The organism is Mycobacterium sp. 852002-51057_SCH5723018, from assembly GCF_001667035.1.
Classification (GTDB): Bacteria; Actinomycetota; Actinomycetes; order Mycobacteriales; family Mycobacteriaceae; genus Mycobacterium.
This window is the reverse complement of record NZ_LZIR01000004.1, coordinates 1-24,479: the sequence shown is the minus strand read 5'-3', so window position 1 is coordinate 24,479 and position 24,479 is coordinate 1. Positions and strand designations below refer to the sequence as shown.

The 24,479-nt window shown below is 65.6% G+C and carries 26 protein-coding genes; 11 read left to right on the top strand and 15 right to left on the bottom strand.

Going from position 1 to position 24,479, the window contains the following annotated elements; translation table 11 throughout:
- Positions 1 to 10: 10 nt before the first annotated feature.
- The 6 genes from A5764_RS00720 to A5764_RS00695 are packed head-to-tail and all read right to left on the bottom strand — an operon-like array spanning position 11 to position 5,970.
- Positions 11 to 1,180: a lipid-transfer protein gene (locus A5764_RS00720; protein WP_067106994.1), complete on the bottom strand. Its 1,170-nt coding sequence runs from the start codon at positions 1,178 to 1,180 to the stop codon at positions 11 to 13.
- Positions 1,180 to 1,581, bottom strand: coding sequence for a MaoC family dehydratase (locus tag A5764_RS00715; protein WP_067106990.1), 402 nt, complete (start codon positions 1,579 to 1,581; stop codon positions 1,180 to 1,182). The genes A5764_RS00720 and A5764_RS00715 overlap by 1 nt, the downstream gene beginning before the upstream one ends.
- Complete coding sequence (locus A5764_RS00710) at positions 1,578 to 2,537, bottom strand: bifunctional MaoC family dehydratase N-terminal/OB-fold nucleic acid binding domain-containing protein (RefSeq protein ID WP_067106987.1); 960 nt, start codon at positions 2,535 to 2,537, stop codon at positions 1,578 to 1,580. Before A5764_RS00710 ends, A5764_RS00715 begins: the two co-directional genes overlap by 4 nt.
- The gene (gene fadE29 / locus A5764_RS00705; protein ID WP_067106983.1) at positions 2,534 to 3,697 is read right to left on the bottom strand and encodes an acyl-CoA dehydrogenase FadE29; all 1,164 of its coding nucleotides are present in this window, start codon (positions 3,695 to 3,697) and stop codon (positions 2,534 to 2,536) included. The genes A5764_RS00710 and fadE29 overlap by 4 nt, the downstream gene beginning before the upstream one ends.
- Entirely contained in the window at positions 3,682 to 4,701 is a 1,020-nt protein-coding gene (locus A5764_RS00700; RefSeq protein WP_067106980.1) for an acyl-CoA dehydrogenase family protein, read from the bottom strand. Before A5764_RS00700 ends, fadE29 begins: the two co-directional genes overlap by 16 nt.
- An 18-nt stretch (positions 4,702 to 4,719) precedes the next feature.
- Positions 4,720 to 5,970: a cytochrome P450 gene (locus A5764_RS00695; RefSeq protein ID WP_067106976.1), complete on the bottom strand. Its 1,251-nt coding sequence runs from the start codon at positions 5,968 to 5,970 to the stop codon at positions 4,720 to 4,722.
- A 195-nt stretch (positions 5,971 to 6,165) separates the two neighbouring features.
- Between A5764_RS00695 and A5764_RS00690 the strand changes: the two genes are divergently transcribed.
- Genes A5764_RS00690 through A5764_RS00680 form a run of 3 tightly spaced genes read left to right on the top strand, consistent with a single transcriptional unit; the run spans position 6,166 to position 8,196 of the window.
- The gene (locus A5764_RS00690; protein ID WP_067106972.1) at positions 6,166 to 7,329 is read left to right on the top strand and encodes a steroid 3-ketoacyl-CoA thiolase; all 1,164 of its coding nucleotides are present in this window, start codon (positions 6,166 to 6,168) and stop codon (positions 7,327 to 7,329) included.
- Between the two features lie 18 nt (positions 7,330 to 7,347).
- Entirely contained in the window at positions 7,348 to 7,740 is a 393-nt protein-coding gene (locus A5764_RS00685) for a hypothetical protein (RefSeq protein WP_067106968.1), read from the top strand.
- 9 nt (positions 7,741 to 7,749) lie between these two features.
- Positions 7,750 to 8,196: a nitroreductase family deazaflavin-dependent oxidoreductase gene (locus A5764_RS00680; protein WP_067106965.1), complete on the top strand. Its 447-nt coding sequence runs from the start codon at positions 7,750 to 7,752 to the stop codon at positions 8,194 to 8,196.
- 52 nt (positions 8,197 to 8,248) lie between these two features.
- On the opposite strand, the gene A5764_RS00675 is transcribed toward A5764_RS00680, so the two are convergent.
- The 4 genes from A5764_RS00675 to A5764_RS00660 all read right to left on the bottom strand — a co-directional run bounded on the left by A5764_RS00675 (position 8,249) and on the right by A5764_RS00660 (position 12,939).
- The gene (locus A5764_RS00675; protein WP_067106962.1) at positions 8,249 to 9,766 is read right to left on the bottom strand and encodes a SulP family inorganic anion transporter; all 1,518 of its coding nucleotides are present in this window, start codon (positions 9,764 to 9,766) and stop codon (positions 8,249 to 8,251) included.
- Positions 9,767 to 9,825: 59 nt separating this feature from the next.
- Positions 9,826 to 10,581, bottom strand: a complete 756-nt coding sequence (locus A5764_RS00670) for an ABC transporter ATP-binding protein (RefSeq protein WP_067106959.1) — start codon at positions 10,579 to 10,581, stop codon at positions 9,826 to 9,828.
- Positions 10,578 to 11,468 carry an ABC transporter permease gene (locus A5764_RS00665; protein WP_082951388.1) on the bottom strand — a complete coding sequence of 297 codons (891 nt, stop codon included), beginning with the start codon at positions 11,466 to 11,468 and terminating at the stop codon, positions 10,578 to 10,580. The genes A5764_RS00670 and A5764_RS00665 overlap by 4 nt, the downstream gene beginning before the upstream one ends.
- A 61-nt stretch (positions 11,469 to 11,529) precedes the next feature.
- A complete protein-coding gene (locus A5764_RS00660) occupies positions 11,530 to 12,939 on the bottom strand; it encodes an ABC transporter substrate-binding protein (RefSeq protein ID WP_067106956.1) in 1,410 nt (469 codons plus the stop codon).
- Positions 12,940 to 13,276: 337 nt separating this feature from the next.
- Between A5764_RS00660 and A5764_RS00655 the strand changes: the two genes are divergently transcribed.
- Both A5764_RS00655 and A5764_RS00650 read left to right on the top strand, forming a co-directional pair.
- Positions 13,277 to 13,654 (top strand): YidH family protein, encoded by a 378-nt coding sequence (locus A5764_RS00655; RefSeq protein ID WP_067107554.1) that lies wholly within the window; start codon positions 13,277 to 13,279, stop codon positions 13,652 to 13,654.
- The gene (locus tag A5764_RS00650) at positions 13,654 to 13,998 is read left to right on the top strand and encodes a DUF202 domain-containing protein (RefSeq protein WP_067106953.1); all 345 of its coding nucleotides are present in this window, start codon (positions 13,654 to 13,656) and stop codon (positions 13,996 to 13,998) included. Before A5764_RS00655 ends, A5764_RS00650 begins: the two co-directional genes overlap by 1 nt.
- A 135-nt stretch (positions 13,999 to 14,133) precedes the next feature.
- Here the strand turns inward: A5764_RS00650 and A5764_RS00645 are convergent, their stop codons facing one another.
- The 5 genes from A5764_RS00645 to A5764_RS00625 form a co-directional block, all read right to left on the bottom strand.
- Complete coding sequence (locus A5764_RS00645) at positions 14,134 to 15,483, bottom strand: arylsulfatase (RefSeq protein WP_067106950.1); 1,350 nt, start codon at positions 15,481 to 15,483, stop codon at positions 14,134 to 14,136.
- Positions 15,484 to 15,551: 68 nt separating this feature from the next.
- Positions 15,552 to 16,256 carry a GntR family transcriptional regulator gene (locus A5764_RS00640; RefSeq protein ID WP_067107551.1) on the bottom strand — a complete coding sequence of 235 codons (705 nt, stop codon included), beginning with the start codon at positions 16,254 to 16,256 and terminating at the stop codon, positions 15,552 to 15,554.
- Between the two features lie 234 nt (positions 16,257 to 16,490).
- Entirely contained in the window at positions 16,491 to 17,366 is an 876-nt protein-coding gene (locus A5764_RS00635; protein WP_067106947.1) for a formylglycine-generating enzyme family protein, read from the bottom strand.
- 289 nt (positions 17,367 to 17,655) lie between these two features.
- Positions 17,656 to 18,561, bottom strand: coding sequence for an SDR family oxidoreductase (locus A5764_RS00630; RefSeq protein WP_067106943.1), 906 nt, complete (start codon positions 18,559 to 18,561; stop codon positions 17,656 to 17,658).
- A 14-nt stretch (positions 18,562 to 18,575) separates the two neighbouring features.
- A complete protein-coding gene (locus tag A5764_RS00625; RefSeq protein WP_082951386.1) occupies positions 18,576 to 19,358 on the bottom strand; it encodes an SDR family oxidoreductase in 783 nt (260 codons plus the stop codon).
- 68 nt (positions 19,359 to 19,426) lie between these two features.
- On the opposite strand from A5764_RS00625, the gene echA20 reads away from it, so the two are divergent.
- The 6 genes from echA20 to A5764_RS00595 all read left to right on the top strand — a co-directional run bounded on the left by echA20 (position 19,427) and on the right by A5764_RS00595 (position 24,354).
- Positions 19,427 to 20,170: a (7aS)-7a-methyl-1,5-dioxo-2,3,5,6,7,7a-hexahydro-1H-indene-carboxyl-CoA hydrolase gene (gene echA20, locus A5764_RS00620; RefSeq protein ID WP_067106940.1), complete on the top strand. Its 744-nt coding sequence runs from the start codon at positions 19,427 to 19,429 to the stop codon at positions 20,168 to 20,170.
- Positions 20,167 to 21,051, top strand: coding sequence for a cholesterol ring-cleaving hydrolase subunit IpdA (gene ipdA / locus A5764_RS00615; protein WP_067106937.1), 885 nt, complete (start codon positions 20,167 to 20,169; stop codon positions 21,049 to 21,051). The genes echA20 and ipdA overlap by 4 nt, the downstream gene beginning before the upstream one ends.
- Entirely contained in the window at positions 21,048 to 21,791 is a 744-nt protein-coding gene (gene ipdB / locus A5764_RS00610) for a cholesterol ring-cleaving hydrolase subunit IpdB (RefSeq protein WP_067106934.1), read from the top strand. Before ipdA ends, ipdB begins: the two co-directional genes overlap by 4 nt.
- A gap of 49 nt (positions 21,792 to 21,840) precedes the next feature.
- The gene (gene ipdC, locus A5764_RS00605) at positions 21,841 to 22,911 is read left to right on the top strand and encodes a (3aS,4S,5R,7aS)-5-hydroxy-7a-methyl-1-oxo-octahydro-1H-indene-4-carboxyl-CoA dehydrogenase (RefSeq protein ID WP_067106932.1); all 1,071 of its coding nucleotides are present in this window, start codon (positions 21,841 to 21,843) and stop codon (positions 22,909 to 22,911) included.
- 61 nt (positions 22,912 to 22,972) lie between these two features.
- Positions 22,973 to 23,620 carry a SatD family protein gene (locus A5764_RS00600; protein WP_067106928.1) on the top strand — a complete coding sequence of 216 codons (648 nt, stop codon included), beginning with the start codon at positions 22,973 to 22,975 and terminating at the stop codon, positions 23,618 to 23,620.
- Positions 23,617 to 24,354, top strand: a complete 738-nt coding sequence (locus A5764_RS00595) for a hypothetical protein (RefSeq protein ID WP_067106925.1) — start codon at positions 23,617 to 23,619, stop codon at positions 24,352 to 24,354. The genes A5764_RS00600 and A5764_RS00595 overlap by 4 nt, the downstream gene beginning before the upstream one ends.
- Positions 24,355 to 24,479: the final 125 nt, after the last annotated feature.

Below are 24,479 nucleotides of genomic sequence, written 5' to 3'. Positions count from 1 at the left end.
AATCCGGGAATCAACCCAAAATCAAACCCGACGTCGGTACGCCCGTCCCCGCGGTGACCAGAACGTGCTCGACGTCCGGCACCGGGTTCACCGAAGTGCCGCGCAATTGCCGCACACCCTCGGCGATGCCGTTCATGCCATGGATGTAAGCCTCACCGAGCTGGCCGCCATGAGTGTTGATCGGAAGCCGCCCACCCACCTCGATGGCGCCGTCGGCGATGAAGTCCTTGGCTTCGCCGCGACCGCAGAATCCCAACTCCTCCAACTGAATCAGGGTGAACGGCGTGAAGTGGTCGTACAACACCGCGGTCTGGATGTCAGAAGGCTGCAAACCCGACTGCTCCCACAGCTGCCGCCCCACGACGCCCATCTCGGGCAGGCCGAGTTCGGGCCGGTAGTAGCTGACCATCGTGTACTGGTCGGGGCTCGAGCCCTGCGACGCCGCCTCGATGATCGCGGGCCGCTGCTTGAGGTGCCGCGCCCGCTCCACCGATGTCACCACGATCGCGACCGCGCCGTCGGTCTCCTGGCAGCAGTCCAGCAGCCGCAACGGCTCGGCGATCCACCGCGAGTTCTGGTGATCCTCAATGGTGATCGGCTTCTCGTAGAAGTACGCCTTCGGGTTCTTGGCGGCGTGCCTGCGGTCGGCCACCGAGATCACACCGAAGTCGCGGCTGGTCGCGCCGGACATGTGCATGTAGCGCTGGGCGATCATGGCGACCTGCGCGGCCGGCGTGGAAAGCCCGTGCGGATACGAGAACGAGTTGTCCGAGGTCGTCGAATCGGCCTGGGCCCCACCGTCTCCCACCAACCGCGTCTGGACTTGACCGAACCGCATCCCGGACCGCTCGTTGAACGCCCGGTACGCCACCACCACGTCGGCGACCCCGGTCGCGACGGCCATCGCCGCCTGCTGCACGGTCGCGCACGCCGCCCCGCCGCCGTAGTGGATCTTGGAAAAGAACTTCAGCTCGCCGATGCCCACTGCGCGCGCCACGGCGACCTCGGTGTTGGTGTCCATGGTGAAGGTGGTCAGCCCGTCGACGTCGGACGGGCTCAGACCGGCGTCGTCCAGCGCATCCAGTACCGCCTCGGCGGCCAGCCGCAGTTCGCTTCGGCCGGAGTCCTTGGAAAAGTCGGTGGCCCCGATGCCGACGATGGCCGCCTTACCCGACAACACTAGGCATCCCCCATCGCCAGCGTGACCGTCGCGATGACGTGATCGCCAAGGCTGTTGCGGCCCAACACCTTCACCGTGACCAACCCGCCCTCCACCGCCATGACCTCCCCGGAGAATGTCACCGTGTCATAGGCGTACCACGGCACCCCGAGCCGCAGCCCGATCGACTTGATCAGCGCCGACGGCCCAGCCCAGTCGGTGACGTAGCGCTGCACCAGTCCGGTGTCGGTGAGGATGTTGACGAAGATGTCCTTCGATCCCTTGGCCTGCGCCTTGTCCCGGTCGTGGTGCACGTCCTGAAAGTCTCTGGTGGCCAAGGCCGTCGAGATGATGAAGGTGGGATCGCCGTACAACTTGAGCTCGGGCAACGCAGTGCCAACTTCCACGACGGGCGCGCTCATGCTCGGTCTCCCAGAGGCTCCCAGGCATAGAGGGTCCACTCCGGTCCGGAAGCACCGGCCGGAAAGTCGATGTAGGTTGCGCGCACCGGCATCCCGATGGCAACCGCGCCGGGGTCCACCCCACGCAACTCGCCGAGCATCCGCACGCCCTCCTCGAGTTCCACCAAGGCGATGACGAAAGGCAGTGTGCGGCCGGGCACCTTCGGCGCGTGGTGCACGACGAAGCTGAACACCGTGCCGCGACCGCTGGCCACCACGTATTCGATCGGCGCGGACTTGTCCTGCCACACCGCCGGCACCGGCGGGTGCTGCAAGCTGCCGTCCGGACGCCGCTGAATCCGCAATTCGTGCGCCTTGACGCCCTCCCAGAAGAACGCGGTGTCCCGCGACGACGAGGGCCGCATCATCGCGTCGGGGTCCAGGTCCGCCGGCACCGAGGAAGCCTCCGACGACTCGCGGGGCTTGAATTTGAGAATGCGCCAGTTCATCTCGGCGACGTCCTCATCCCCGACGCGCCAGATGATGTGCTGGTTGACGAAGAACCCCTCGCCGAGCGCGGTCTGCTTGGGCCCGATCACGTCGCCCATCTCGGAGGTGATGCTGACCTGCTCGCCGGGCTGCAGGTAGCGGTGGTAGGTCTGCTCGCAGTTGGTGGCGACCACACCGATGTAGCCGGTGTCGTCGAACAGCTGCATGATGGGCCCCAGCGGGTCATCCTTCGGGCGCTCGCCGGCCAGCCCGAACATGGTCCACACCTGAATCATGGCCGGCGGGGCCACGATTCCCGGATGGCCGACGGCGCGCGCGGCGGCCTCGTCGATGTAAACCGGATTGCGGTCGCCGATTGCCTCCACCCAGTTGTTGATCATCGGCTGGTTCACCGGGTCGCGGCCGGCGCGCGGCTTGGCGCCTCCCGCGGCCTTGATCTCCGCGATGGCTTCGGTGATGTCGGTCATCGAGGCACCCTCGGCACTTTGAGGCCCGCCGCGGCGATCATTTCACGCATGACTTCGTTGACGCCTCCCCCGAAGGTGATGACCAGGTTGCGCTTGGTTTGCGAGTCCAGCCAGTTGAGCAGGTCGGCGGTGTCGGACTCGGCCGGGTTGCCGTACCGGCCCACGATTTCCTCGGCGAGCCGACCGATGTACTGAATGCGCTCGGTGCCAAACACTTTCGTCGACGCGGCGTCGGCCACATTGATGTCCTCACCCGCGGCGGCCACCTGCCAGTTGAGCAGTTCGTTGATCCGCCACATCGCGTAGATCTCGCCGAGCGCCCGCTTGACGTCGTCGTGATCGATCGGGGTGACCCCGTCACCGCCCGGCTTGGACGCCCACGCGCGCACCCGGTCGTAAATGCCCGCGACCCGGCCCGCGGGGCCGAGCATCACCCGCTCGTTGTTGAGCTGGGTGGTGATCAGCCGCCACCCGCCGTTCTCCTCGCCGACCAGCATGTCGGCCGGCACCCGCACGTCGTTGAAGTACGTGGCGTTGGTGTGGTGGGCACCGTCGGACAGGATGATCGGCGTCCACGAATAGCCGGGATCCTTCGTATCGACGATCAGGATCGAAATGCCCTTGTGCTTAACGGCTTCCGGGTCGGTGCGGCAGGCCAGCCAGATGTAGTCCGCGTCGTGCGCGCCGGTGGTGAACACCTTCTGGCCGTTGACGATGTACTCGTCGCCCTGCCGCACGGCGGTGGTGCGCAACGACGCCAGGTCGGTTCCCGCCTCGGGCTCGGTGTAGCCGATCGCGAAGTGCACCTCACCGGCCAGGATCGCCGGGAGGAACTTCTTCTTCTGCATCTCGTTGCCGAACACCTGCAGGGTCGGACCGACCGTCTGCAGCGTCACCGCCGGCAGCGGCACGTCGGCGCGGTGCGCCTCGTTGACGAAGATCTGCTGCTCGATCGGACCAAAGCCGTGGCCGCCGAACTCCTTTGGCCACCCCACGCCGAGCATGCCGTCCTGACCCATGCGGCGGATCACCGCGCGGTAGGCGGCGCCGTGGCGGTCCTTTTCCATCTCCTTCATCTCGTCGGACGAGATCAGGTTCGAAAAGTATTGCCGTATCTCGGCCTGCAGCTGCCGCTGCTCCGGGGTCAGTTCGATGAACATTGCGCTCCCACCAGCTCGAGACGGTGCGAAGGCCCACCCAGCAGCCGGGTCAGGTCTTTGATCGTGGCGTAGTAGCGGTGCATGGGATAGGTGATGTCCATTCCCATGCCGCCGTGCAGGTGATGGCAGGTCTGCATCACCGGCGGCGCCTGCGACGTCACCCAGTAGCCGAGCACATCCAGGTCCTCGTCGGCGTCGCGACCCTCCGACAGCCGCCACACCACCGACTTCGCCGCCAAATCGATGGTGCGCGAAGCGATGTAGACCTCGGACAGCTGCGCGGCCACGGTCTGAAACGTCGACAACGGCTTGCCGAACTGCTTCCGGTTCGCCACGTAGTCGGCCGTCAACCGCAGCGCCCCGGCCACCAGCCCGTCGGCGTAGGCGCCCATCGCCGCGAGCGCCAGCTGGTTGACCCGATGCGCGGAAGCCCCCGCCAGGACGTCGGAATCACCAACGGCCACACCGTCGAACGTGACCGTGTACTCCTCCGATGCGTTCGACGTCGGAGTGCGCACCAGCCGCACACCGTCGGCCTTGGGTGATACCACCACGACGGCGCCGTCGGTGGTGACGGTCATCCATTCGGCTTGCTCGGCATATGCGACACCAACCTTGGTGCCCGACAGGCGACCACCCGCAAACGTCGTGGCCGGCCGGTCCGGCAGCGCCGCGCCGGGCTCGTTGAGCGCCGCGGTCAACACCGCGCCCTTGGCAACCCCAGCAAGGAAGCGGTCCTGTTGTTCGTCGGATGCCAGGTCGAGTAGCGGCACCACGCCCAGGCCCAGCGTGGCCAGCGCCGGCGTAATGGCGCCGTGGCGACCGACTTCGGTCAGCACCGTGGCCACCTCGGGCAGGCCCACACCGTCGCCGCCGAGGCGTTCGGGCGCCGGCAGCGCCGTCACACCCCCGTCCACCAGCGCTGCCCACGACAGGTCCCGGTCCAGCACCGACGTGACGACATCCGCCACAGCCTGTTGCGTCGCGGTCAGATTGAAATCCATCGTCGTTTTTCAATCCGCCTAGTGGGCCACCGGGCACTGGCCGGTGTAGTCGACCTGCCAGTGCTTGATGCCGTTGAGCCAGCCCGACCGCAGCCGTTCCGGCTTGGACAGCGGCTTGAGGTCCGGCATCTGGTCGGCCACGGCGTTGAAGATGAGGTTGATCGTCATCTTGGCGAGGTTGGCGCCGATGCAGTAATGGGCGCCGGTGCCGCCAAAACCGACGTGCGGGTTGGGATTCCGCAAAATATTGAAGGAGTGCGGGTCCTCGAAGACCTCTTCGTCGAAGTTCGCCGAGCGGTAGAACATCACCACCCGCTGGCCCTTCTTGATCTGCACGCCGGACAGCTCGTGGTCCTCCAGCGCGGTGCGCTGGAACGCGGTGACCGGGGTGGCCCAACGGACGATCTCGTCGGCCGCGGTGTCCGGGCGTTCCTTCTTGAACAGCTCCCACTGGTCGGGGTTCTCGGAGAAAGCGATCATGCCGTGCGTGATGGAATTTCGGGTGGTCTCGTTGCCGGCGACCGCCAGCATCACCACGAAGAAGCCGAACTCGTCGTCGGAGAGCTTCTCGCCTTCGATGTCGGCCTGAATCAGCTGGGTAACGATGTCCTCGCCGGGATTCTTGGCCCGCTCCTCGGCCATCTTCATCGCGTACATGATCAGCTCGGCCGACGACATCTGCGGGTCGATGTGGGCGTACTCGGGATCCTCGTTGCCGGTCATCTCGTTGGACCAGCGGAAGATCTTGTCCCGGTCGTCCTGCGGAACGCCCAACAGGCCGGCGATGGCCTGCAGCGGCAGTTCGCAGGACACCTGCTCGACGAAGTCGCCGGAGCCCGACGCCGCCGCGGTTTTGGCGATGCTCTGGGCGCGAGCGTCCAACTCGTCGCGCAGCCGCCCGATCGCGCGGGGGGTGAAACCACGCGAGATGATCTTGCGCAGACGGGTGTGGTGCGGGGCGTCCATGTTGAGCATGACGTTGCGCTGCAGGTCGATCTGCTCGCGGGTCATCGTTTGCGGCCAGACCGGAATGGCGCAGTCCTGCTGGCTGGAAAAGACGTCACTGCGGATCGAGATTTCCTTGACGTCCTTGTGCTTGGTGATGGCCCAGTAGCCCTTGTCCCCGAAGCCACCGGTCCCGCCCGGAACGTCGACCCAATAGATCGGCTGCGATCGGCGCACTTCGGCCAGCTCCGCGACCGGCAGTCCCTTGACGTTGATGTCCGGATCCAGGAAATCGAACCCGGATGGAAGATTGGGGCTGGGCACGCTACTTCTCCTTACTGCTGGTCCCTATGCTGGTCTTGCGACTGGCTCAATTGACTTGCCCAGTGATTGGCGATCCCAGGACACTAGCTCTCCTAGTAGAGCTCTGCTGCCAGTAAAACATGCCTCCACCGTATAAAAAAGGCGCCGCCGCATCGTCGCTTGTCATAGTAATGAAACGTGTTCTAGCCTGGCCCCATGGGTAACCCGGTAATCGTTGAAGCCACCCGCAGCCCGATCGGCAAACGCGCCGGATGGCTCTCGGGACTGCACGCGACCGAGCTGCTGGGGGCCGTGCAGAAGGCGCTGGTGGAGAAGGCCGGCATTGACGCCGGCCAAGTCGAACAGGTCATCGGCGGCTGCGTGACCCAGTTCGGTGAACAGTCCAACAACATCACCCGGGTGAGCTGGCTCGTCGCTGGGCTGCCGGAGCACGTCGGCGCCATGACCGTGGACTGCCAGTGCGGCAGCGGCCAGCAGGCCAACGGCCTCGTCGCGGGCCTGATCGCGGCGGGTGCCATCGACATCGGCATCGCCTGCGGCATCGAGGCCATGAGCCGCGTCGGGCTGGGCGCCAACGCCGGCCCCGACCGCAGCATCCTGCGGCCCGCGTCGTGGGACATCGACCTGCCCGACCAGTTCACCGCCGCCGAGCGGATCGCCAAGCGCCGCGGCATCACCCGCGAAGAGATCGACGAGTTCGGCTATCAATCGCAGGCCAAGGCCAAGCAGGCCTGGGCCGAGGGCCGCTTCGACCGTGAGATTTCTCCGATCGAGGCGCCGGCGCTTGACGACAACAAGCAGCCGACCTCGGAGCGCGTGACCATCAGCCGTGACCAGGGCCTGCGCGACACCACGCTGTCGGGGCTCTCCGCGCTAAAGCCGGTCCTCGAGGGCGGGATCCACACGGCCGGGACGTCGTCGCAGATCTCCGACGGCGCGGCGGCCGTGCTATGGATGGACGAGGACAAGGCCAAGGCGCTCGGGCTGCGGCCGCGGGCCCGCATCGTCAGTCAGGCGCTGGTCGGCGCGGAGCCGTACTACCACCTGGACGGCCCGGTGCAGTCGACGGCCAAGGTGCTGGAGAAGGCCGGGATGAAGATCGGCGACATCGACATCGTCGAGATCAACGAGGCGTTCGCGTCGGTGGTGCTGTCCTGGGCGCGGGTCCACGAACCCGACATGGACAGGGTCAACGTGAACGGTGGCGCGATCGCGCTGGGCCACCCCGTGGGCAGCACCGGCAGCCGGCTGATCACCACCGCCCTGCACGAGCTCGAGCGCACCGATCAGACCACCGCGCTGATCACCATGTGCGCGGGCGGCGCGCTATCCACCGGCACCATCATCGAGCGCATCTAGCGCGGGGCGGGTTCGGGGGTGCTCGTCTCCGAAGAGAGCCGGATCGCCGCGGCGCAGGCCTACATCGACGCGCTTGTCAGCCGCGACGGCGACTCCGTTCCCTTTGCCGACGGGTGCACCCGCATCGAGCAGGGAATCAAGAACGGTTTCTCGGGAAATCACTTGCGGCGCAGCCTCAATCGCGGGCTCCAGTACGGGATCATCGCGGAGACGACGCCGCCGGACTACCGCATCGTCGGCGACGAGGTGCACGCGGCGTACGACGTGCTGACCAAGGCCGGGTTCGGGGACCGGAGGCTGGCCGCGCAGGTCGACGAGACGTTCGTCATCCCGGCCGAAAGCTCAAGCGGGACAGCAGCGATCCGCCACATCAAGGTTCGCTTCAAGCCGTTCATTCGGCGCAAGGCCTAAGGGAGCGCCATGGAAAAACCACGAAGTCTGGACGCGCCGTGGGTCGGTTTCTTCATCAAGTGGATGTCGCGCGGCAACGCTTGGATCTACAAGCGCAGCAACGGAAGGCTTGGCGGCATCTTTCAGAAGAGTCCGGTCGCCCTGCTGACCACGACGGGCCGCAAGACCGGTCAGCCACGGGTGAGCCCGCTGCTTTACCTGCGCGACGGCGACCGCGTGATCCTGGTGGCATCACAAGGCGGCCGCGAGAAGAACCCCATGTGGTACCTCAACCTGAAGGCGGACCCGAAGGTGTCCGTTCAGATCAAGGACGAGGTGCTGCAATTGCGGGCCCGTGACGCCACCCCCGAAGAGCGCGACGAGTACTGGCCGAAGTTGGTCGCGATGTATCCGTCATTCGACGACTATCAGTCGTGGACCGATCGAGTGATCCCGGTCGTCATCTGCGAGCCGTGACCACTTTTTCGGTTCCGCCAACATCCTCGCAATACGTTGGCTTGTAACTGAATCAGAGTCGCAGAACGCCTGACAACCTGCCAAGCCGATCCAGACTTACGTCGTCGAGTCCAGTCAGCCGAACGGACTTACCCCGCGACAGGTATTTGCGACGGATCGCGTCGAGGACCGCCACAGATGATGCGTCCCAGACGGCGGCGCCCGACATGTCGATCACGACATCGTCCGGGTCGTTCGCGTAGTCGAATTCGTGAATCAGGTCGTTGCTCGACACGAAGAAGAGTTCGCCATGCACGCGGTACGTGCGGGTGCCTCCCTCGGACTCCGCATCCCCGCGGATGGTTTCGACCGAGGTGAAGTGAGCAACGCGCCGGACGAAGGCTACCACCGCCGTCAGTACTCCCAACGACACTCCGATGGCCAGATTGCTGGTGGTTATGGTGCCAATGACCGTGATGCCCATGACCAGAATTTCGCTGCGCGGCAGCGCTTTCAAGGTGCGCAGGGAAATGCTGTTCCAGTCGAAGGTGGCGATCGCCACGATCAGCATGATCGCTACCAGGGCGGCCATGGGTATCCGGCCGACCATGTCGCCCAGGGCGACAACCAGTACGAGAACGAACACCCCGGTCAAAAAGGTGGAAAGTCGCGTCCGCGCGCCTGCCACCTTGACGTTCATCATTGTCTGGCCGACGACGGCGCACCCACCCATCCCGCCGAAAATGCCGGTGACGACGTTGGCCATCCCCTGCCCCCAGGCTTCGCGGGTTTTGTTCGACCGGGTGTCGGTGATCTCATCGACGAGTCTGGCGGTCATCAATGACTCGAAGAGGCCGACCAACGCGGCACCGAATGCGTAGGGCGCGATGGTCCGCAGGGTTCGCAGTGTCACTGGGACGTGGGGGAGGCCCGGAGCCGGAAGCGAATCGGGCAGCGCCCCTTGATCTCCCACGTTGGGTACGTGCCAGCCGAATATGAGCACCGTCGCGCTGAGGAGCAACACAACCACCAGGGCCGCGGGCACCGCTGTCGTCAACTTCGGCAGCGTGATCATCACGACGATGCCGAGCAATGTAAGCGGGTACACCAGCCAAGGCACGCCCCACAGATGCCGGACTTGAGATACGAACACCAAGACGGCGAGCGAGTTGACGAACCCGATCATCACACTGAGGGGAATGAACCGTATGAGCTTGGCGACTCCGACGAGCGCAAGGGTCATCTGAATGATGCCCGCCAGGAGGATCGTGGCCACCAGGTAACCCAATCCGTGCTCGCGTGCGACCGGAGCCACGACGAGTGCGACCGCGGCGGTGGCGGCGGAAATCATCGCCGGCCGCCCGCCAGTGACGGCGATGGTGATTGCCATGGTCACCGACGAGAACAGGCCCACCCTGGGATCGACACCGGCGATGACGGAGAACGCGATGGCCTCGGGAATGAGCGCGAGCGCGACGACCAGCCCGGCGAAGACCTCCGTCCGCAACGCAACGGGACAACGCAGCAGCCGCTTGGCCGGTGTCCTCACGGCCTTTTCGTGCGCACGAAAGACCGCCATGGTGATGCTCATCGGATCTCCTTGGTAGGGAGGAGGCTGTCCAGCGAAAGTGGACCCCTGTGCTGAACGGATTACCCCGTTTCGGCGGGACGATGTCTCAGAAACTCGAGGATGGCGCGCCGCCGGCGTTGATACGCCGCCTCGAACTGGGCCTCGGGTGAGCGCGGTTTGTCGATGATGATGATGTCGGCGATGGTCGCCGGCCGGTGAGTCAAAAGCACCACCCGGTCGGCCAGCAGCAGTGCCTCGTCGACGTCATGCGTGACAAACAGCATCGTCATTTTGTGGGCTTCCCAGACCGACATGAGCAGCTGCTGCATCTCGAGCCGCGTCTGCGCGTCCAGTGCGCCGAACGGCTCGTCCATCAGCATCACCCTCGGCTCACAGGCCAGCGTCCGCGCCAGTTGCACACGCTGGCGCATGCCTCCCGACAGCTGACTTGGCAAGTGGTCCAGGTAAGCGCCGAGCCCCACCTGTTCCAGTCGCGCAGTGGCGGCCGCCCTGAGTTCCTTACCCCGAATACCGCGTAGCTTGAGCGGATACTGCACGTTCTTCAGCGCGGTGCGCCATGGAAATAACGCATCCTCTTGGAACACCATCGCGCATTGCGCTGCGTTGCCGGTGACGGGAGCGCCGTCGACGGAGGCGGTGCCGCTGAGCGGTATCAGCAGCCCCGCCAATGCCCGCAGGATCGTCGACTTACCGCACCCCGACGGTCCGAGCAACACCACCACCTCGCCGGGTTCGATGGTCAGGGTGATGTTGGCGGCAACAACGCCGTTGAACCCCAGCTGCAGTTCATGCAGCGTGACTGCGCCAGCACTCATCGGGCCGCCCTCGGCAGCCAGCGGTTGACGCGCCGACCGACGCGCTCCACGAGCCAAGCGGTGATCAGGCCGAGAGCGCCGATGGAAATCATGCCCACCACGACACCCGCATAGTCGAGCAGCCCGTAGGACTGCCACGTGTAGTACCCGATACCGAATTGGCCAGAGATCATCTCCGCGCTGACCACACATATCCACGCGACGCCCATCGCCACCGACAGCCCCGCAAAGATCCCGGGCAAGGCCCCCGGCAGCACGACATGGATTAGCAGCGACACCTTGCCGGCTCCCATTGTCCTGGCGGCCTCCTCCCAGACTTTGGGCAGCGAGTCCATCGCGTGGACGGTGCTGACCATGACCGGGAAGAACGCGGCAAAGAAGGTGATGAATACGATGCCTTGCTCGCTGGTGGGGAACAACAGGATCGTGAGCGGTACCAACGCGATGGCGGGGATGGGCCGGGCCAGCTCGATGAAAGGCCTCAGCGTCATTCGTGCGAGTTCTGAACGCCCGACGAGGATTCCGAGCGCGACGCCGATCACCGCGGCCAGGCCGAAGCCGAGCAGTATTCGTTGCAGGCTTGCCAGCAGGTCGTCGTAGTAGGCACCGGTAGTCACCCGCGCGAGCAGCGCCTTCAGCACACCCATTGGGGCGGGCATCCGGTTGAAACGCAACCAGGCGACGACGTTATGCGCGGTCAGCAGGTGCCAGAACACGATGAACGTGGTGATCGGGATAAGCGGTAGGACCACCGCCGGCGTGCGCCGCCTGACAGCTTTGGGTATGCGGATGCTGACACGCCGCTGGTGTCCTGATTGTTCAGGCAGGGTGGCCGGGATCGACAGGTTGGGCAGTGCTGGGGCCGTGCCGGTCATGATCTGGGTCATTGGTTTTCCTTTTTTGGCTTTTCGGCTTTTCGGCTTTTCGGCTTGGCGTGATCGCCGCTGGCTAGTCAGCGGTACGGGACTTCGCTACGGCATCCGCATAGGTGACGCCGACGGCCCCGGGGTGCCGAGTCCGGTAGGCGTTTGCCCCCTGCGTGGTGGCGAACGGTTTGTAGCGGTGGTTTGGGGGCGCGGCCGGGTCGTATAACCAGACCGCGTGATCGGCGAAGATCCTGACCGCGGTCAGCGTGTCGGGCACATAAGATGCCCGCACCGCCGGGGTGCCTGCGGCCCGGCGCAGCAGGCACGTCGGCGTTGCGGCCACCGCCGTCTCGGCCTCGCCTTGTGCCCACAATTCCGATGCCTCGGTCGGATCGTTGACCGGTAGTCCGCACAGATTGTCCACGCCGGTCAACGGCATCGGATTGGTCACATCGTCACGGCGACGCTCGTAGTCACTGCCTGTCAGTTGGCGCACGTAGGTGTCGTTGAGGAAGCTGGAAATATCGAAGTTTATGTTCACCGAACCGCGAGCGACCAGATACTCCTTGATCTTTCGGAAAGCGGCCACGAACTGGCCTTTCAGCGTCATGTCAAAGGTGACCAAACCGTTGGGACCGTTGTAGAGGTAGATCACCTCGGGCTCGATTCCGGTGAGCGCGCTTACACGTAGAGCCGCCTTCAACGGATTGGCGAGCATGTAGTCGGTGGTGGCCTTCATAGCTCGCATGAACGCAGCCATCACGTCGGGTTGGGTATCGGCGAACTGCCGCCGCACGACGACACCATGGAATGTCGGTAGCTCGTTGTCACCGCCGTCGTAGAGCAGTCTGCCCTGGTTGCGGTAGATGACTAGTTGCGGCCATGGAACGAACTGCGCCAGCGCGTCGACTTGCTGGCCTTGGATAGCGGATGCGCCGATCGACGGATCCTGATTCACAGTGCGCACTAGCTTCTTGTCGATCCCGTTGTGCTGCAAAGCCATCGAGAGCATTCCATCGCCAGCTGAGCCGAGGCTGGTCGACACCTTCTTGCCTACCAGATCAGCAAGCGTGTACGCAGCCGAATCCGCCTGAACAACAACCTGATTGAGTGATCCACGCAGGTTATATCCGGTGATTGCGATCAGCTCTGTGGCCGCATCGCTGTACTTCTTGGTCTTATAACCGTTGGTGAGCAACGGGTAGTCGCCCATTGACCCAATGTCGACGTGCGTGGCGATCATCTGCGCCGTCAGCGGTGCACCGGACGCGAAGTCCTGCCATACGACGCGGTACTTCTTGCCGTTGGCTGCGCCCAGCGCTTTGAGGGCTTTCTCGAAGTCGCCACGGTCACGCAGCAGGGTGCCCGCGTTGACAGTATTGATCGTCTTAGATTGATATCCGACATTGATTACGACACTCGACTCGGCGAGCACACCACAGCCGGACAGCAGTTGCGCCGCGCCAACCGCCGTCGCAACCAACAGCGCCATCGACCGAAACCAGCACGACTTCTGATGTGCTGCGGAAACCCACCGCAACAGCGGCCGTGCGCGTCCTGGCATGTCGTGCATACGACCAGAGTCGACGCCTTCTGTTACCCCGCTGTCATCCGAAGTTGCGCACTAGTTACGCCATGTGGGCGAGTCGAGCGAACGTGGTCAGAGCGACGGTCGCTGACATCCCGCCAGGTCAGAACGCCGGGCCCTATCCAGCCTTCGGCTTGAGCACGCCGACGTGAACACTTGGTTACGCCACCAACGACGCCCCTAGCCGGACGTCATCCTTTCCGAAAGGCTTGGGGCCGTGGACATCACGACCTCGACGCCGATCGCCGCCCAAGCTGGCGAAGCGCGGCCGCACGACGCGCCTGCCGAGCCCGACTATCGATTCACCCTGGCGAACGAGCGAACATTTCTGGCATGGCAGCGGACTTCACTCGGACTATTGGCCGCCGCGGTTGCCGTTGTCCAGTTCATGCCCGAGCTGCCGATGCCTGGAATGCGCCACGTATTGGGAGTCATGGTCGGCGCGCTCGCGATGCTGACAGCGGGGGCAGGGCTGCAGCGGTGGGCAACAGTTGATCGCGCGATCCGTCGAGACGAGCCGCTCCCGCGACCGAGCGCTCCCATCTACCTCGCCGGGGGCCTGGCGATGGTCGGACTGGTAACCGCGGCGTTGACGGTCGTGGCCGCCACAAACGGCTGATGACTCGTCAAGCGTTGACCCAGGATAGGGGCCTTCAACCCGAACGTACGGCGCTGGCCTGGACGCGTACGGCGCTGGCTGGGTCGACTTTCGGCGTGGTGCTCCTACTGCGGGACCGTGACGTCGCCAACCTCGTGCACCACCCGGCGCGCCTCGTTGTCGGCGGCCTGGCGATGGTGGTTGCTGTGAGTGCATTCGGATTCGGGTTGCGCCGCCGCCGCGAGTTGGCGACCAAGCCTTTGGCGTCGTCCGCTCCGGCTCGACGGGACATAACGACCGTCGGAGTCGCAATGATTCTGTTGTCGTTATTGGTGGTCGTGTATCTGTCGATTGGGCGCGGCTGAGGCCATTCGGGATTCTGCGCCGTGGGGTTCTCAGAGCGCTGCGCGCGGAAGCGGCCCTGGTTCATATAATGCGAGCGGGATAAAGCAAAGTGGCGCTGCCCGCGCCGCTTGGGCGGGGCAGCACCACGGTTGCTATCAGCTTTGAGCGGGAACGAATCCGATCGGCGCACCAGCCGGAATCAACTCCTCCTGTTCCACACTTTCCTCGAACTGGCGAATCAGGCGCCGCGCGTGTTGCATGACCCACCACCGCACGAAGGTTTGGTTAACCGCTTCGCGTTCCTTCGGGTCTTCGAGCAGGTTGATGATCCGGGCAAAGCCGAGCGGGATCTCGGGGTCGTGAAAGTGCTGCTGGCGCTTGAAGCTGATCTTGAACTGTGACCACTTCACCGCATGCAGTTCCTCGTTGAGCCAGACCATGCAGCCCTCCCGCTCGGATTCGCCCGCGCCGCCGAAGAACTCACGCTGGTCGATTCCATCGATGATCCGATCGGTCGGGGGTTCGCAGTTGGCCCACCGCAGTAGGGTTGGGAACATGTCAGTGACGTGGACCATCTCGTTGCTCTCCCGGACCGGGACATTGCCGGGCCAGCGGATCAGGCAAGGGGTCCGAATTCCGCCTTCCGCGGAGGAGAAGTAGGAGCCGTCGAAGAAGCCCGCGGTCCCGCGGCCCGCCAGGTGGTCTTCGGGACCGTTATCCCCGGCGAACACCACGATTGTGTTGTCCTCGATGCCCAATTCGGTCAATGTATCCAAGATGCTTCCAAAGTCATGGTCAAGCATCAGCAGGGAGTCACCCCAGTCGCCATTTGTGCTCTGCCCCTTGAACTCATCACGGACCACCATTGGGAAGTGCATCAACGAGTGATTGTGATACAGGTAGAAGGGCTTACCCGCCTCGACGCTTCGCTTCATGAAGGCCTTTGCCCGCCGATCGTATTCGGCGTCCACCTGAGCTTTGAGTTTCACCGTCAATTGCTGGTTGGTGGTGCGGACGCCGCTCTCCTTGGTGCCCTCGTACATGTACGAATAGCCGTCCCTTTCACCGTCGTACCACGGATCGTCGGGCCACAGGCATTCATCGTAAGTGCGTGCAGGCCCGTACCATTCGTCGAAGCCGTGGTCAGTGGGCCACCGGCCGTCTTCCGCGCCGATGTGCCACTTGCCGTAGCAGGCTGTCGCGTACCCGGCTTCGGAGAGGATGTCGCCCATCGTGCGTTCCCACGCGACGATCCCACCGTCGTTGCCGCCCAATGCAATCGTGTGATTCCCAGAGCGAATCGGATAGCGTCCGGTCATCAGGGCCGAACGGGTCGGCGTGCACTGCGGCTCGACGACAAAGTGCGACAGTTTAAGTGCCTCCCCGGCGAACTTGTCGATCCGCGCGGTGTCGGCGCCGCGCAATATCCCGCCGCCGTAGCAGCCGAGTTCTCCGAGGCCGAGGTTGTCCACGTGGAAGTACACGATGTTGGGTTGTTCGGGCATGTTTGTACCACCTCTCAATAGATAACTGGGGTCGTCGTGGCTGAATGCGTGTACTGCGGGATCGCCGGCTACGTCGACGGCTGATCCAATTCCCTTGCGGCAGTGGTCACCAGCGAGCACCGGTCACCGCGGTAGCGCACGGTCTCCAGGTCGAACGGAGTGCCGTCCTCGAGGTACGTCAGCCGGTGCAACAACAGCAATGACGCACCTGGCCGGATCTGCAACAGCTTGGCGGTGTTCGCGTCGGCAGATACTGCCTCGACGGTGATCTCAGCCCAACCGAGGCGCACTCCGAGCTCCTTTTCAATCAGGGCGAACACGTCGTGCTGACCCAATTCCGCGTCGACGGGAATCGCTCCAAGCCGCAGCGAGGTGGTGTCGAGGGACAGCGGCAACCCGCCGACCGAGCGCAGTCGTTCGATGAACAAGATGGGAGCATTGTCGGGCAATCCCAGCTTGGACGCGACGAACGGTGAAGCGACGGATTCGCGAACCGACAAGACCTCGTTGTCGACCGGGAGCCGATGACCGGCAAGGGATTCGGCTAAACCTTCCAGGCGGTCCAGGCGCTGACTCAGCTTCGCACCCGTGACGAATGTCCCCGCACCCTGGACCCTGGTGATCATCCCTTCTCCACGCAGGAGCTCCAGCGCTTCACGAATAGCGTTTCGGCTCACGCCGAATTCGGTGGCGAGCTGGCTTTCCGACGGCAGCGCCGGGCGGGCTGCGGCTAACCCACCGTAGACGCCGTCCAGGATCTGGCCGCGCAGCACGTCGCGTGCCCAGCGTGCGGCGTCCGCGCGGCTGCCTGCGTACTCCCGGGTCGCGGGACGCGGGAAGTCCTTGGGCGGGATGTTCGGACGCCGGGGCATGTTGTCACTGTGCCACTGTCGTGACGTGGTGGCGATACGCACAGTGTTACGCCACCTGCTGCTGGGTAAAGCGCTAGGCCAGTGGCTGCGTCGCGGCGTAACAGCACCGGTTCCGCCACTTCGGTGCTGCCTCGATCAGCCCGATACGCAGCGAAATCCGATGTGAGTCGTCGCGCTGTCCTGGGACTGCGATGAGCGCGCCGCCGGGCGGTAGCGATGACAGTATTCGGGCGCGCACAGGTGAGAACCGCCCTTGAGTGTTTGATTCATCGACGGGTCACCGGACGGCGTCGGGCAGCAACCAGCGACCTGACGGCCTGGGCGATGACGAGCGCTGTAGGGAGTCGTCGTCCACTCCCAGACATTGCCGATCATGTCCACGAGTCCGAAACCGTTGGGCGGGAAGGTGCCCACCGGAGACGTTCCGACCCAGCCGAAGGCGCCTTCGTTGGCGTAGGGGAACTGGCCCTGCCAGGTGTTGGCCATCAATCGTCCGCCGGGCCGCACCTCATCACCCCACGCGTACGTCGTGTCGGCACCCGCTCGGGCGGCGTATTCCCACTCCGCCTCGGTGGGCAGTCGTCTGCCGGCCCAGGCCGCGTACGCGACGGCGTCAGGGTAGGCCACCTGGACGACTGGGTGGTCGGCCCGGTCGGCAACCGAAGACTCAGGGCCGAACGGTTGGCTCCAGCACGCCCCCGGCACCCACGTCCACCACTGCCGCCAATCGCGCAGATCGACCGGTCCCGATGTCGGGCGGAACACCAGGGCGCCCGGAGATAGTTCGTCTGCCGGCACTCCCGGAAAAGCCGTGGGATCCAGCGGCCGCTCCGCGATGGTGACATAGCCTGTGGCGCTGACGAACTCGGCGAATTGTGCATTCGTGACCGGATGTCGTTCGATCGAGAACGGTGCGACGGTCACGTCGTGCGCAGGCGATTCCTCCGGATAGAACCGCTCCGCTCCCATCCGAAACCGGCCCCCTGGAAGGGGCATCAATTCGGTGAGCATGCCTGGCTCATTCTGCAATCCGGCTGTCATACCGCCCGACCATAGTCGGCGCTCACGGATCCGTCAGTGCGCTCACGGCAAGGACCGTCGTCGCGCTCGGGTTGCGTCGTAGCCGCTCGACCCGACCGACAAGCAAGTGCGGGTGCAGATCCGGGATACCGGAAGTACCCTGACGCCGACCGGGTCATCCCGTTGATGGTGCGCGAACCGCGCCAGCGAACGTGCACCCACCGCTACGGAACGCCGAAAATCTCGCAGTGAGCGCACGTTCGGCGCGGGCGAGCCGAGCCTAGGCCCCGTAGACCGGGACGGCCGGCCGCGCCTTGGCCAGCAGGTCGGCGACGACCGGGCCCAGCTCGGCAGGATCCCACCGCGCGCCCTTGTCGATCTGCGGGCCGTGCGCCCAGCCTTCGGCGACGCGGATTTTGCCGCCCTCGACCTCGAACACCTTGCCGGTGACGTCGCGGGATTCGGCGCTGCCCAGCCAGACCACCAGCGGCGAGACGTTCTCCGGCGCCATAGCATCGAAATCCTGGTCCTGCGTTGCCATCATCTCCGCGAAGACGGTCTCGGTCATGCGGGTGCGGGCCGACGGCGCGATGGCGTTGACGGTGACGCCGTAGCGACCCATCTCGGCGGCGCCCACGAGCGTCAACGCCGCGATGCCCGCTTTGGCCGCGCTGTAGTTGGCCTGCCCGACGCTGCCCTGCAGTCCCGCACCGGAACTGGTGTTGATGATCCGGGCGTCAACGGTCTTGCCCTCCTTGGACTGCGCCCGCCAATACGACCCGGCGTGCCGCATCGTGGCGAAGTGGCCCTTGAGGTGCACGGCGATGACGGCGTCGAACTCCTCTTCGCTGGTGTTGGCCAGCATCCGGTCGCGCACGATGCCGGCGTTGTTGACCAAAACGCCCAGTCCGCCGAAGGTTTCGACGGCGGTCTGGATCAGGTTGGCCGCCTGGTCCCAGTCGGCGATGTTCGAACCGTTGGCGACGGCTTCCCCACCGGCCGCGGTGATTTCGTCGACGACGCCCTGGGCGGCGCTTCCGCCGCCGGCCGGCGAGCCGTCCAGGCCCACCCCGATGTCGTTGACCACCACGCGTGCCCCTTCGGCCGCGAAGGCGAGCGCGTGCGCGCGACCGATGCCACCGCCCGCCCCGGTGACGATGACGACCCGTCCGTCGAGCAAGCCCATATCCCTTGTCTCCTCTACTTGATCGCGCTCGCGTTGGTTGTGGCCAGGTAGTGCGGCGGCTCGCCGCCCCCGTGCACCTCCAACGTGGCGCCGCTGATGTAGGACGCCGCGTCCGAGGCCAAAAACGCTGTGGCCCAACCGACGTCCTCGGGCTTGGCCAGGCGTCCCAGGGGCACGTTCTTCGAGATCGCGGCGATCGACTCGGCGTCACCATAGAACAGTTCGGACTGCTCGGTCTCCACCATGCCGACCACGCAGGCATTGACCCGAACCTTCGGCCCCCACTCCACGGCCAGCGTCTGGGTCAGGCTTTCCAGGCCAGCCTTGGCCGCCCCGTATGCACCGGTGCCTGGGGAAGGCCGCCGCCCGCTGAGGCTGCAGATGTTGACGATCGCCCCGCCGCCCTGCTGGTTTTGCATCTTGTCGTTGGCGTGCTGCGAAACCGATAGCGCCCCAATGAGGTTGAGATCGATGATCTTGCGGTTGAATTTCGCGCTGGACTCGGCGGTCAGCACGTACGGCGAACCACCGGCGTTGTTGACCACCACATCCAGGCCGCCGTGCCGATCGACGATCGTGTCGATCAGCGCCTGGACGGCGTCGTCGTCGCGCACGTCGCACGAGTGAAACTCGTAGGGCAGCCCCTCGACGGGCCGCCGCGCACACGTGATCACGGTCGCGCCCTGCCCGGCGAACACCGAGCTGATGCCGGCGCCGACTCCCCGAACACCGCCGGTGACCAAAACCACCCGCCCGGCCAGTCCCAAATCGAACGGGGCTCCTTCGGCGCGAGTCACTGTGCTAGCGTACCAAGCAAGTGCTTGCTTAGGTAGCCAGCCGGTATTTCTGGGAAGGACGTGCAACCTTGCCAATCACAACCAGCACCGTCGAACCGGGCATCGTCTCGGTCACCGTCGATTACCCGCCCGTCAACGCCATCCCGTCGCGCGGCTGGTTCGAACTCGCCGACGCCATCACGGCCGCGGGTATGGACACCACGACCCACGCGGTGATCCTGCGCGCCGAGGGCCGCGGCTTCAATGCCGGTGTGGACATCAAGGAGATGCAGAAGACCGAGGGCTTCACCGCGCTGATCGACGCAAACCGCGGCTGTTTCGCCGCCTTCCGCGCGGTCTACGAATGCGCGGTCCCGGTGATCGCCGCGGTCAACGGATTCTGTGTCGGTGGCGGGATCGGGCTGGTCGGCAATTCCGACGTGATCGTGGCCTCCGACGATGCCACCTTCGGCCTGCCGGAGGTGGAACGCGGCGCGCTCGGCGCGGCCACCCACCTGTCGCGCCTGGTGCCCCAGCACCTGATGCGGCGGCTGTTCTTCACCGCGGCGACCGTGGATGCCGCCACCCTGCATCACTTCGGCTCGGTGCACGAGGTGGTGCCCCACCCCGAACTCGACGAGGCCGCGTTGCGGGTCGCCCGCGACATCGCGGCCAAAGACACCCGCGTCATCCGCGCGGCCAAAGAGGCGCTCAACCTCATCGACGTGCAGCGGGTCAACGCCAGTTACCGCATGGAGCAAGGCTTTACGTTCGAACTCAACCTCGCCGGGGTGTCCGACGAGCACCGCGACGCGTTTGTGAAGAAGTCATGACCGACAAGCGCACCACTCTCGACGAGGCCGTCGCGGGATTGCGCAGCGGCATGACGATCGGCATCGGCGGCTGGGGGTCGCGGCGCAAGCCGATGGCGTTCGTGCGCGCCATGCTGCGCACGGACGTCACCGACCTCACGGTCGTCACCTACGGCGGACCCGACCTCGGCCTGCTGTGCTCGGCGGGCAAGGTCAAGCGGGTGTACTACGGGTTCGTTTCGCTGGACTCCGCCCCGTTCTATGACCCGTGGTTTGCCAAGGCCCGTACCGGCGGCGCTATCGAAGCGCGGGAAATGGACGAAGGGATGTTGCGCTGCGGGCTGCAGGCCGCGTCGCAGCGCCTGCCGTTCCTGCCGATCCGCGCCGGCCTGGGCAGTTCGGTCCTCGACTTCTGGGAGGGCGAACTGCAGACGGTGACCAGTCCGTATCCGGCGCCCGGCGGCGGGCACGAGACGCTGCTTGCCATGCCGGCGTTGCGCTTGGACGCCGCCTTTGTGCATCTCAATCTCGGTGACAGCCAAGGCAATGCAGCCTACACCGGCATCGACCCCTACTTCGACGACCTCTTTTTGATGGCCGCCGAGAAGCGCTACCTATCGGTGGAACGCGTCGTGTCGACCCAGGAGCTGGTTAAAGCCGCGCCCCCGCAGGCGCTGCTGGTGAACCGGATGATGGTCGACGCGGTCGTCGAGGTGCCCGGCGGAGCCCACTTCACCACCGCTGCACCGGATTACGGCCGTGACGAGAAGTTTCAACGCCACTACGCCGAGGCGGCGTCGACGGAAGAGGGCTGGCAGAATTTCGTTCAGACCTACCTGTCGGGCAGCGAGGACGACTATCAGGCGGCGGTGCGCGCGTTCGCAGAGGAGGCCTCGAAGTGAGCACCCGAGCCGAGATCTGCGCGGTTGCCTGCGCCGAGTTATTCAGGGGCGCGGGCGAAATCATGGTCAGCCCGATGACGAACATGGCCTCCGTCGGCGCGCGGCTGGCCCGGCTGACCTTCTCACCAGACATCCTGCTCACCGACGGCGAGGCCCAGCTGCTGGCGGACACACCGGCGTTGGGCTCCTCCGGGGCCGTCGAAGGATGGATGCCGTTTGCCCGGGTGTTCGAGACGCTGGCCTGGGGGCGGCGCCATGTGGTGATGGGCGCCAATCAGGTTGACCGCTTTGGCAATCAGAACATCTCGGCGTTCGGCCCGCTGCAGCACCCGAACCGCCAGATGTTCGGCGTGCGCGGTGCGCCCGGCAACGCCATCAACCACGCCACCAGCTACTGGGTCGGCAATCATTCCAAGCGGGTGTTCTGCGAGGCGGTCGACGTGGTGTGCGGGATCGGCTGGGACAAGGTGGACGCGGACAACCCGGCGTTCCGCTTCGCCAACACCTACCGAGTCGTGTCCAACCTCGGGGTGTTCGACTTCGGCGGCCCGGACCGGACCATGCGGGCGGTGTCCGTGCATCCCGGCGTCTCTGCCGACGACGTGCGCGAGGCCACCGCGTTCGACGTGCATGGTCTCGACGAGGCCGAAGAGACCAGGCTGCCGACCGACGACGAGCTGCGCCTGATCCGTGAGGTCATCGACCCGAAGTCGTTCCGCGACAGAGAGATCCGTTCATGAGATTGCGCACGCCGCGTCATCGCTTCGCTCTGCATCGTCGGCGGTGGCTATGAGATTGCGCACGCCGCTGACCGAGCTGGTCGGCGTCGAGCACCCGGTGGTGCAAACCGGGATGGGCTGGGTGGCCGGCGCCCGGCTGGTGTCGGCCACGGCCAACGCGGGCGGCCTCGGCATTCTGGCGTCGGCGACCATGACGCTGGACGAGTTGGCCACGGCCATCGGCAAGGTCAAGGCCGCGACCGACAAGCCGTTCGGCGTCAATATCCGCGCCGACGCCGCCGACGCCGGTGACCGGGTCGACTTGATGATCCGTGAGGGCGTCAAGGTGGCGTCGTTCGCCTTGGCTCCCAAGCAGGAGTTGATCGCCCGGCTGAAAGAAGCGGGAGCGGTGGTAATCCCGTCGATCGGCGCGGCCAAGCACGCGCGCAAGGTCGCAGGCTGGGGTGCCGACGCGATGATCGTGCAGGGCGGTGAGGGCGGCGGCCACACCGGGCCCGTCGCGACGACGCTGTTGTTGCCGTCGGTGCTGGATGCCGTGCAGGGCACCGGGATCCCGGTGATCGCGGCGGGCGGGTTCTTCGACGGGCGCGGGCTCGCGGCGGCGTTGTCCTACGGCGCCGCCGGGGTGGCGATGGGCACGCGGTTCCTGCTCACCTCGGACTCCACCGTGCCCGAGGCGGTCAAGCGGCGCTACCTCGAGGCGGCGCTGGACGGCACGGTGGTTACCACCCGGGTGGACGGCATGCCGCACCGGGTGCTGCGCACCGGGCTGGTGGAGAAACTGGAAAGCGGCTCGCGGGCACGGGGTTTCACCGCGGCGGTGCGCAACGCCGCGAAGTTCAAGAAGATGTCGCAGATGACCTGGCGGTCCATGATCCGCGACGGGCTGGCCATGCGCCACGGCAAGGAACTGACCTGGTCGCAGGTGGTGATGGCAGCCAACACGCCGATGCTGCTCAAAGCCGGCCTGGTGGAAGGCAATACCGACGCCGGGGTGCTGGCCTCCGGGCAGGTCGCCGGCATCCTCGACGACCTGCCCTCGTGCGCCGAGCTGATCGAGGCCATCGTCAGCGACGCCATCAAGCGTTTGCAGGCAGCGACCGCGCTCGTTCAAGACTAGCGGCGCCGAGCGTAGTTAAGCAGATAGCTAAATCTGCCTGTAATTAAGCTATACTCTTTATATGGCTGGGGTGAAGGCTCACACTTCACTGCGCGCCGCCCTGATCGGCGACGTGGTGGGCTCGCGGCGCGCCAGCGACCGGACCGCCCTGCATCGGCGCGTCGCCGCCGCGTTGCGCGAGGTCAGCGACGGCGCCCTCGACCCGCCAGCCTTCACCGTCGGCGACGAGTTTCAAGGCAGCTATCCGACCGTCGGCGCCGCGATCGACGCCGCGCTCACGCTGCGGCTGGCCGTCGGCCCGGAAATCGACGTCCGGTTCGGCATCGGCTGGGGCGAGGTCACCATCCTCGACGCCGACGCGAGGATCCAGGACGGACCCGGCTGGTGGACCGCTCGAGACGCGATCCAGCAGACCGCGGAGGCTCAGCGGCAGCCCGGCTTCGCGCTGGTGCGCACGACGTTCCGGGCGGCCGAGGACACCCGCGCCGACGTCGCCGCGGTCAATGCCGCCCTGATTTGTCGGGACCATCTGCTTGGATCGCTCGATGAAAGATCGTTACGGATTGTGAGGGGCTTGATGACCGGCCGAAGCAAAAAGGAACTCGCCGCGGGTGAAGGCATCAGCCCGTCGGCGGTGTCCCAGCGGGCGGCCCGCGACGGCTTGGACCTCATCGTCCTTGCCAGCCAATATCTTCGGAGCCTGCCGTGAGTGCCGTCGCGGTGCTGCTGATAGCGCTGGGAATCGCCGACCTGTGTCGTCGGGCGGTTCGCGCGGCGTGGCCGCCGCTGGTCATCGGACCCGTCGTGGTGGTGGTGTGCGCGGCGCTGGCCGGGCTGTGGCATGCCGGGGACATCGCGTTGCTCGTGCTGGCGGCCGCCGTGTCGGTCGCCTGGGGGTGGTTGTGCCGGCGCAGCGAGCTCAGGGGCAGGCGGCAGGCCGCCCCCTTGGCCGTGTTCGCGGCCGCGCTGGGGCTGCTGATCGTGCTGTCCGGGTGGTCGTCGGCGGTCCACGGCATCGTCGCCCGTTGGTCGGGGTGGGTGCAACTGCCGCTCAGCCACGTCACGCCCACGCGGCTGCTGATGGTCGTCGGTGTGGTGCTGGTTCAGTTCGCGACCGCTAATCAGTTGGTGCGCCTCGTACTTGGCGCCGTCGGGGCGGTGCGTCCGCTCGGCGAGCCGCAACCGTCGGACCTGCTCAAGGGCGGTCGGCTGTTGGGCCCGATGGAACGCCTGCTGATCCTGAGCCTGGGCGTCGGCGGGCAGGTGGCCGCGGCCAGCGCCGTCATCGCCGCCAAGGGCATCATCCGATTTCCGGAATTGAGCGCCCAGAAGAGCAGTAACGGCGGTGTCGGCATCGACGAGGTGACCGAGTACTTCCTGGTGGGCAGCTTCGCGAGCTGGCTGCTGGCGCTCGGCGGGATCGCGCTGGTGCTGGCCGCCTGAGCGCGAGACCGCGAATCTCTTGGCGAGTGTGCAATTCACGACGCGACACGCCCTTGAGTTCTAGGGATGGTTGCAACACTTCGTGATTTGGGGAGTGTTGATGGCTGGGTATGGGCCCTTGGTAT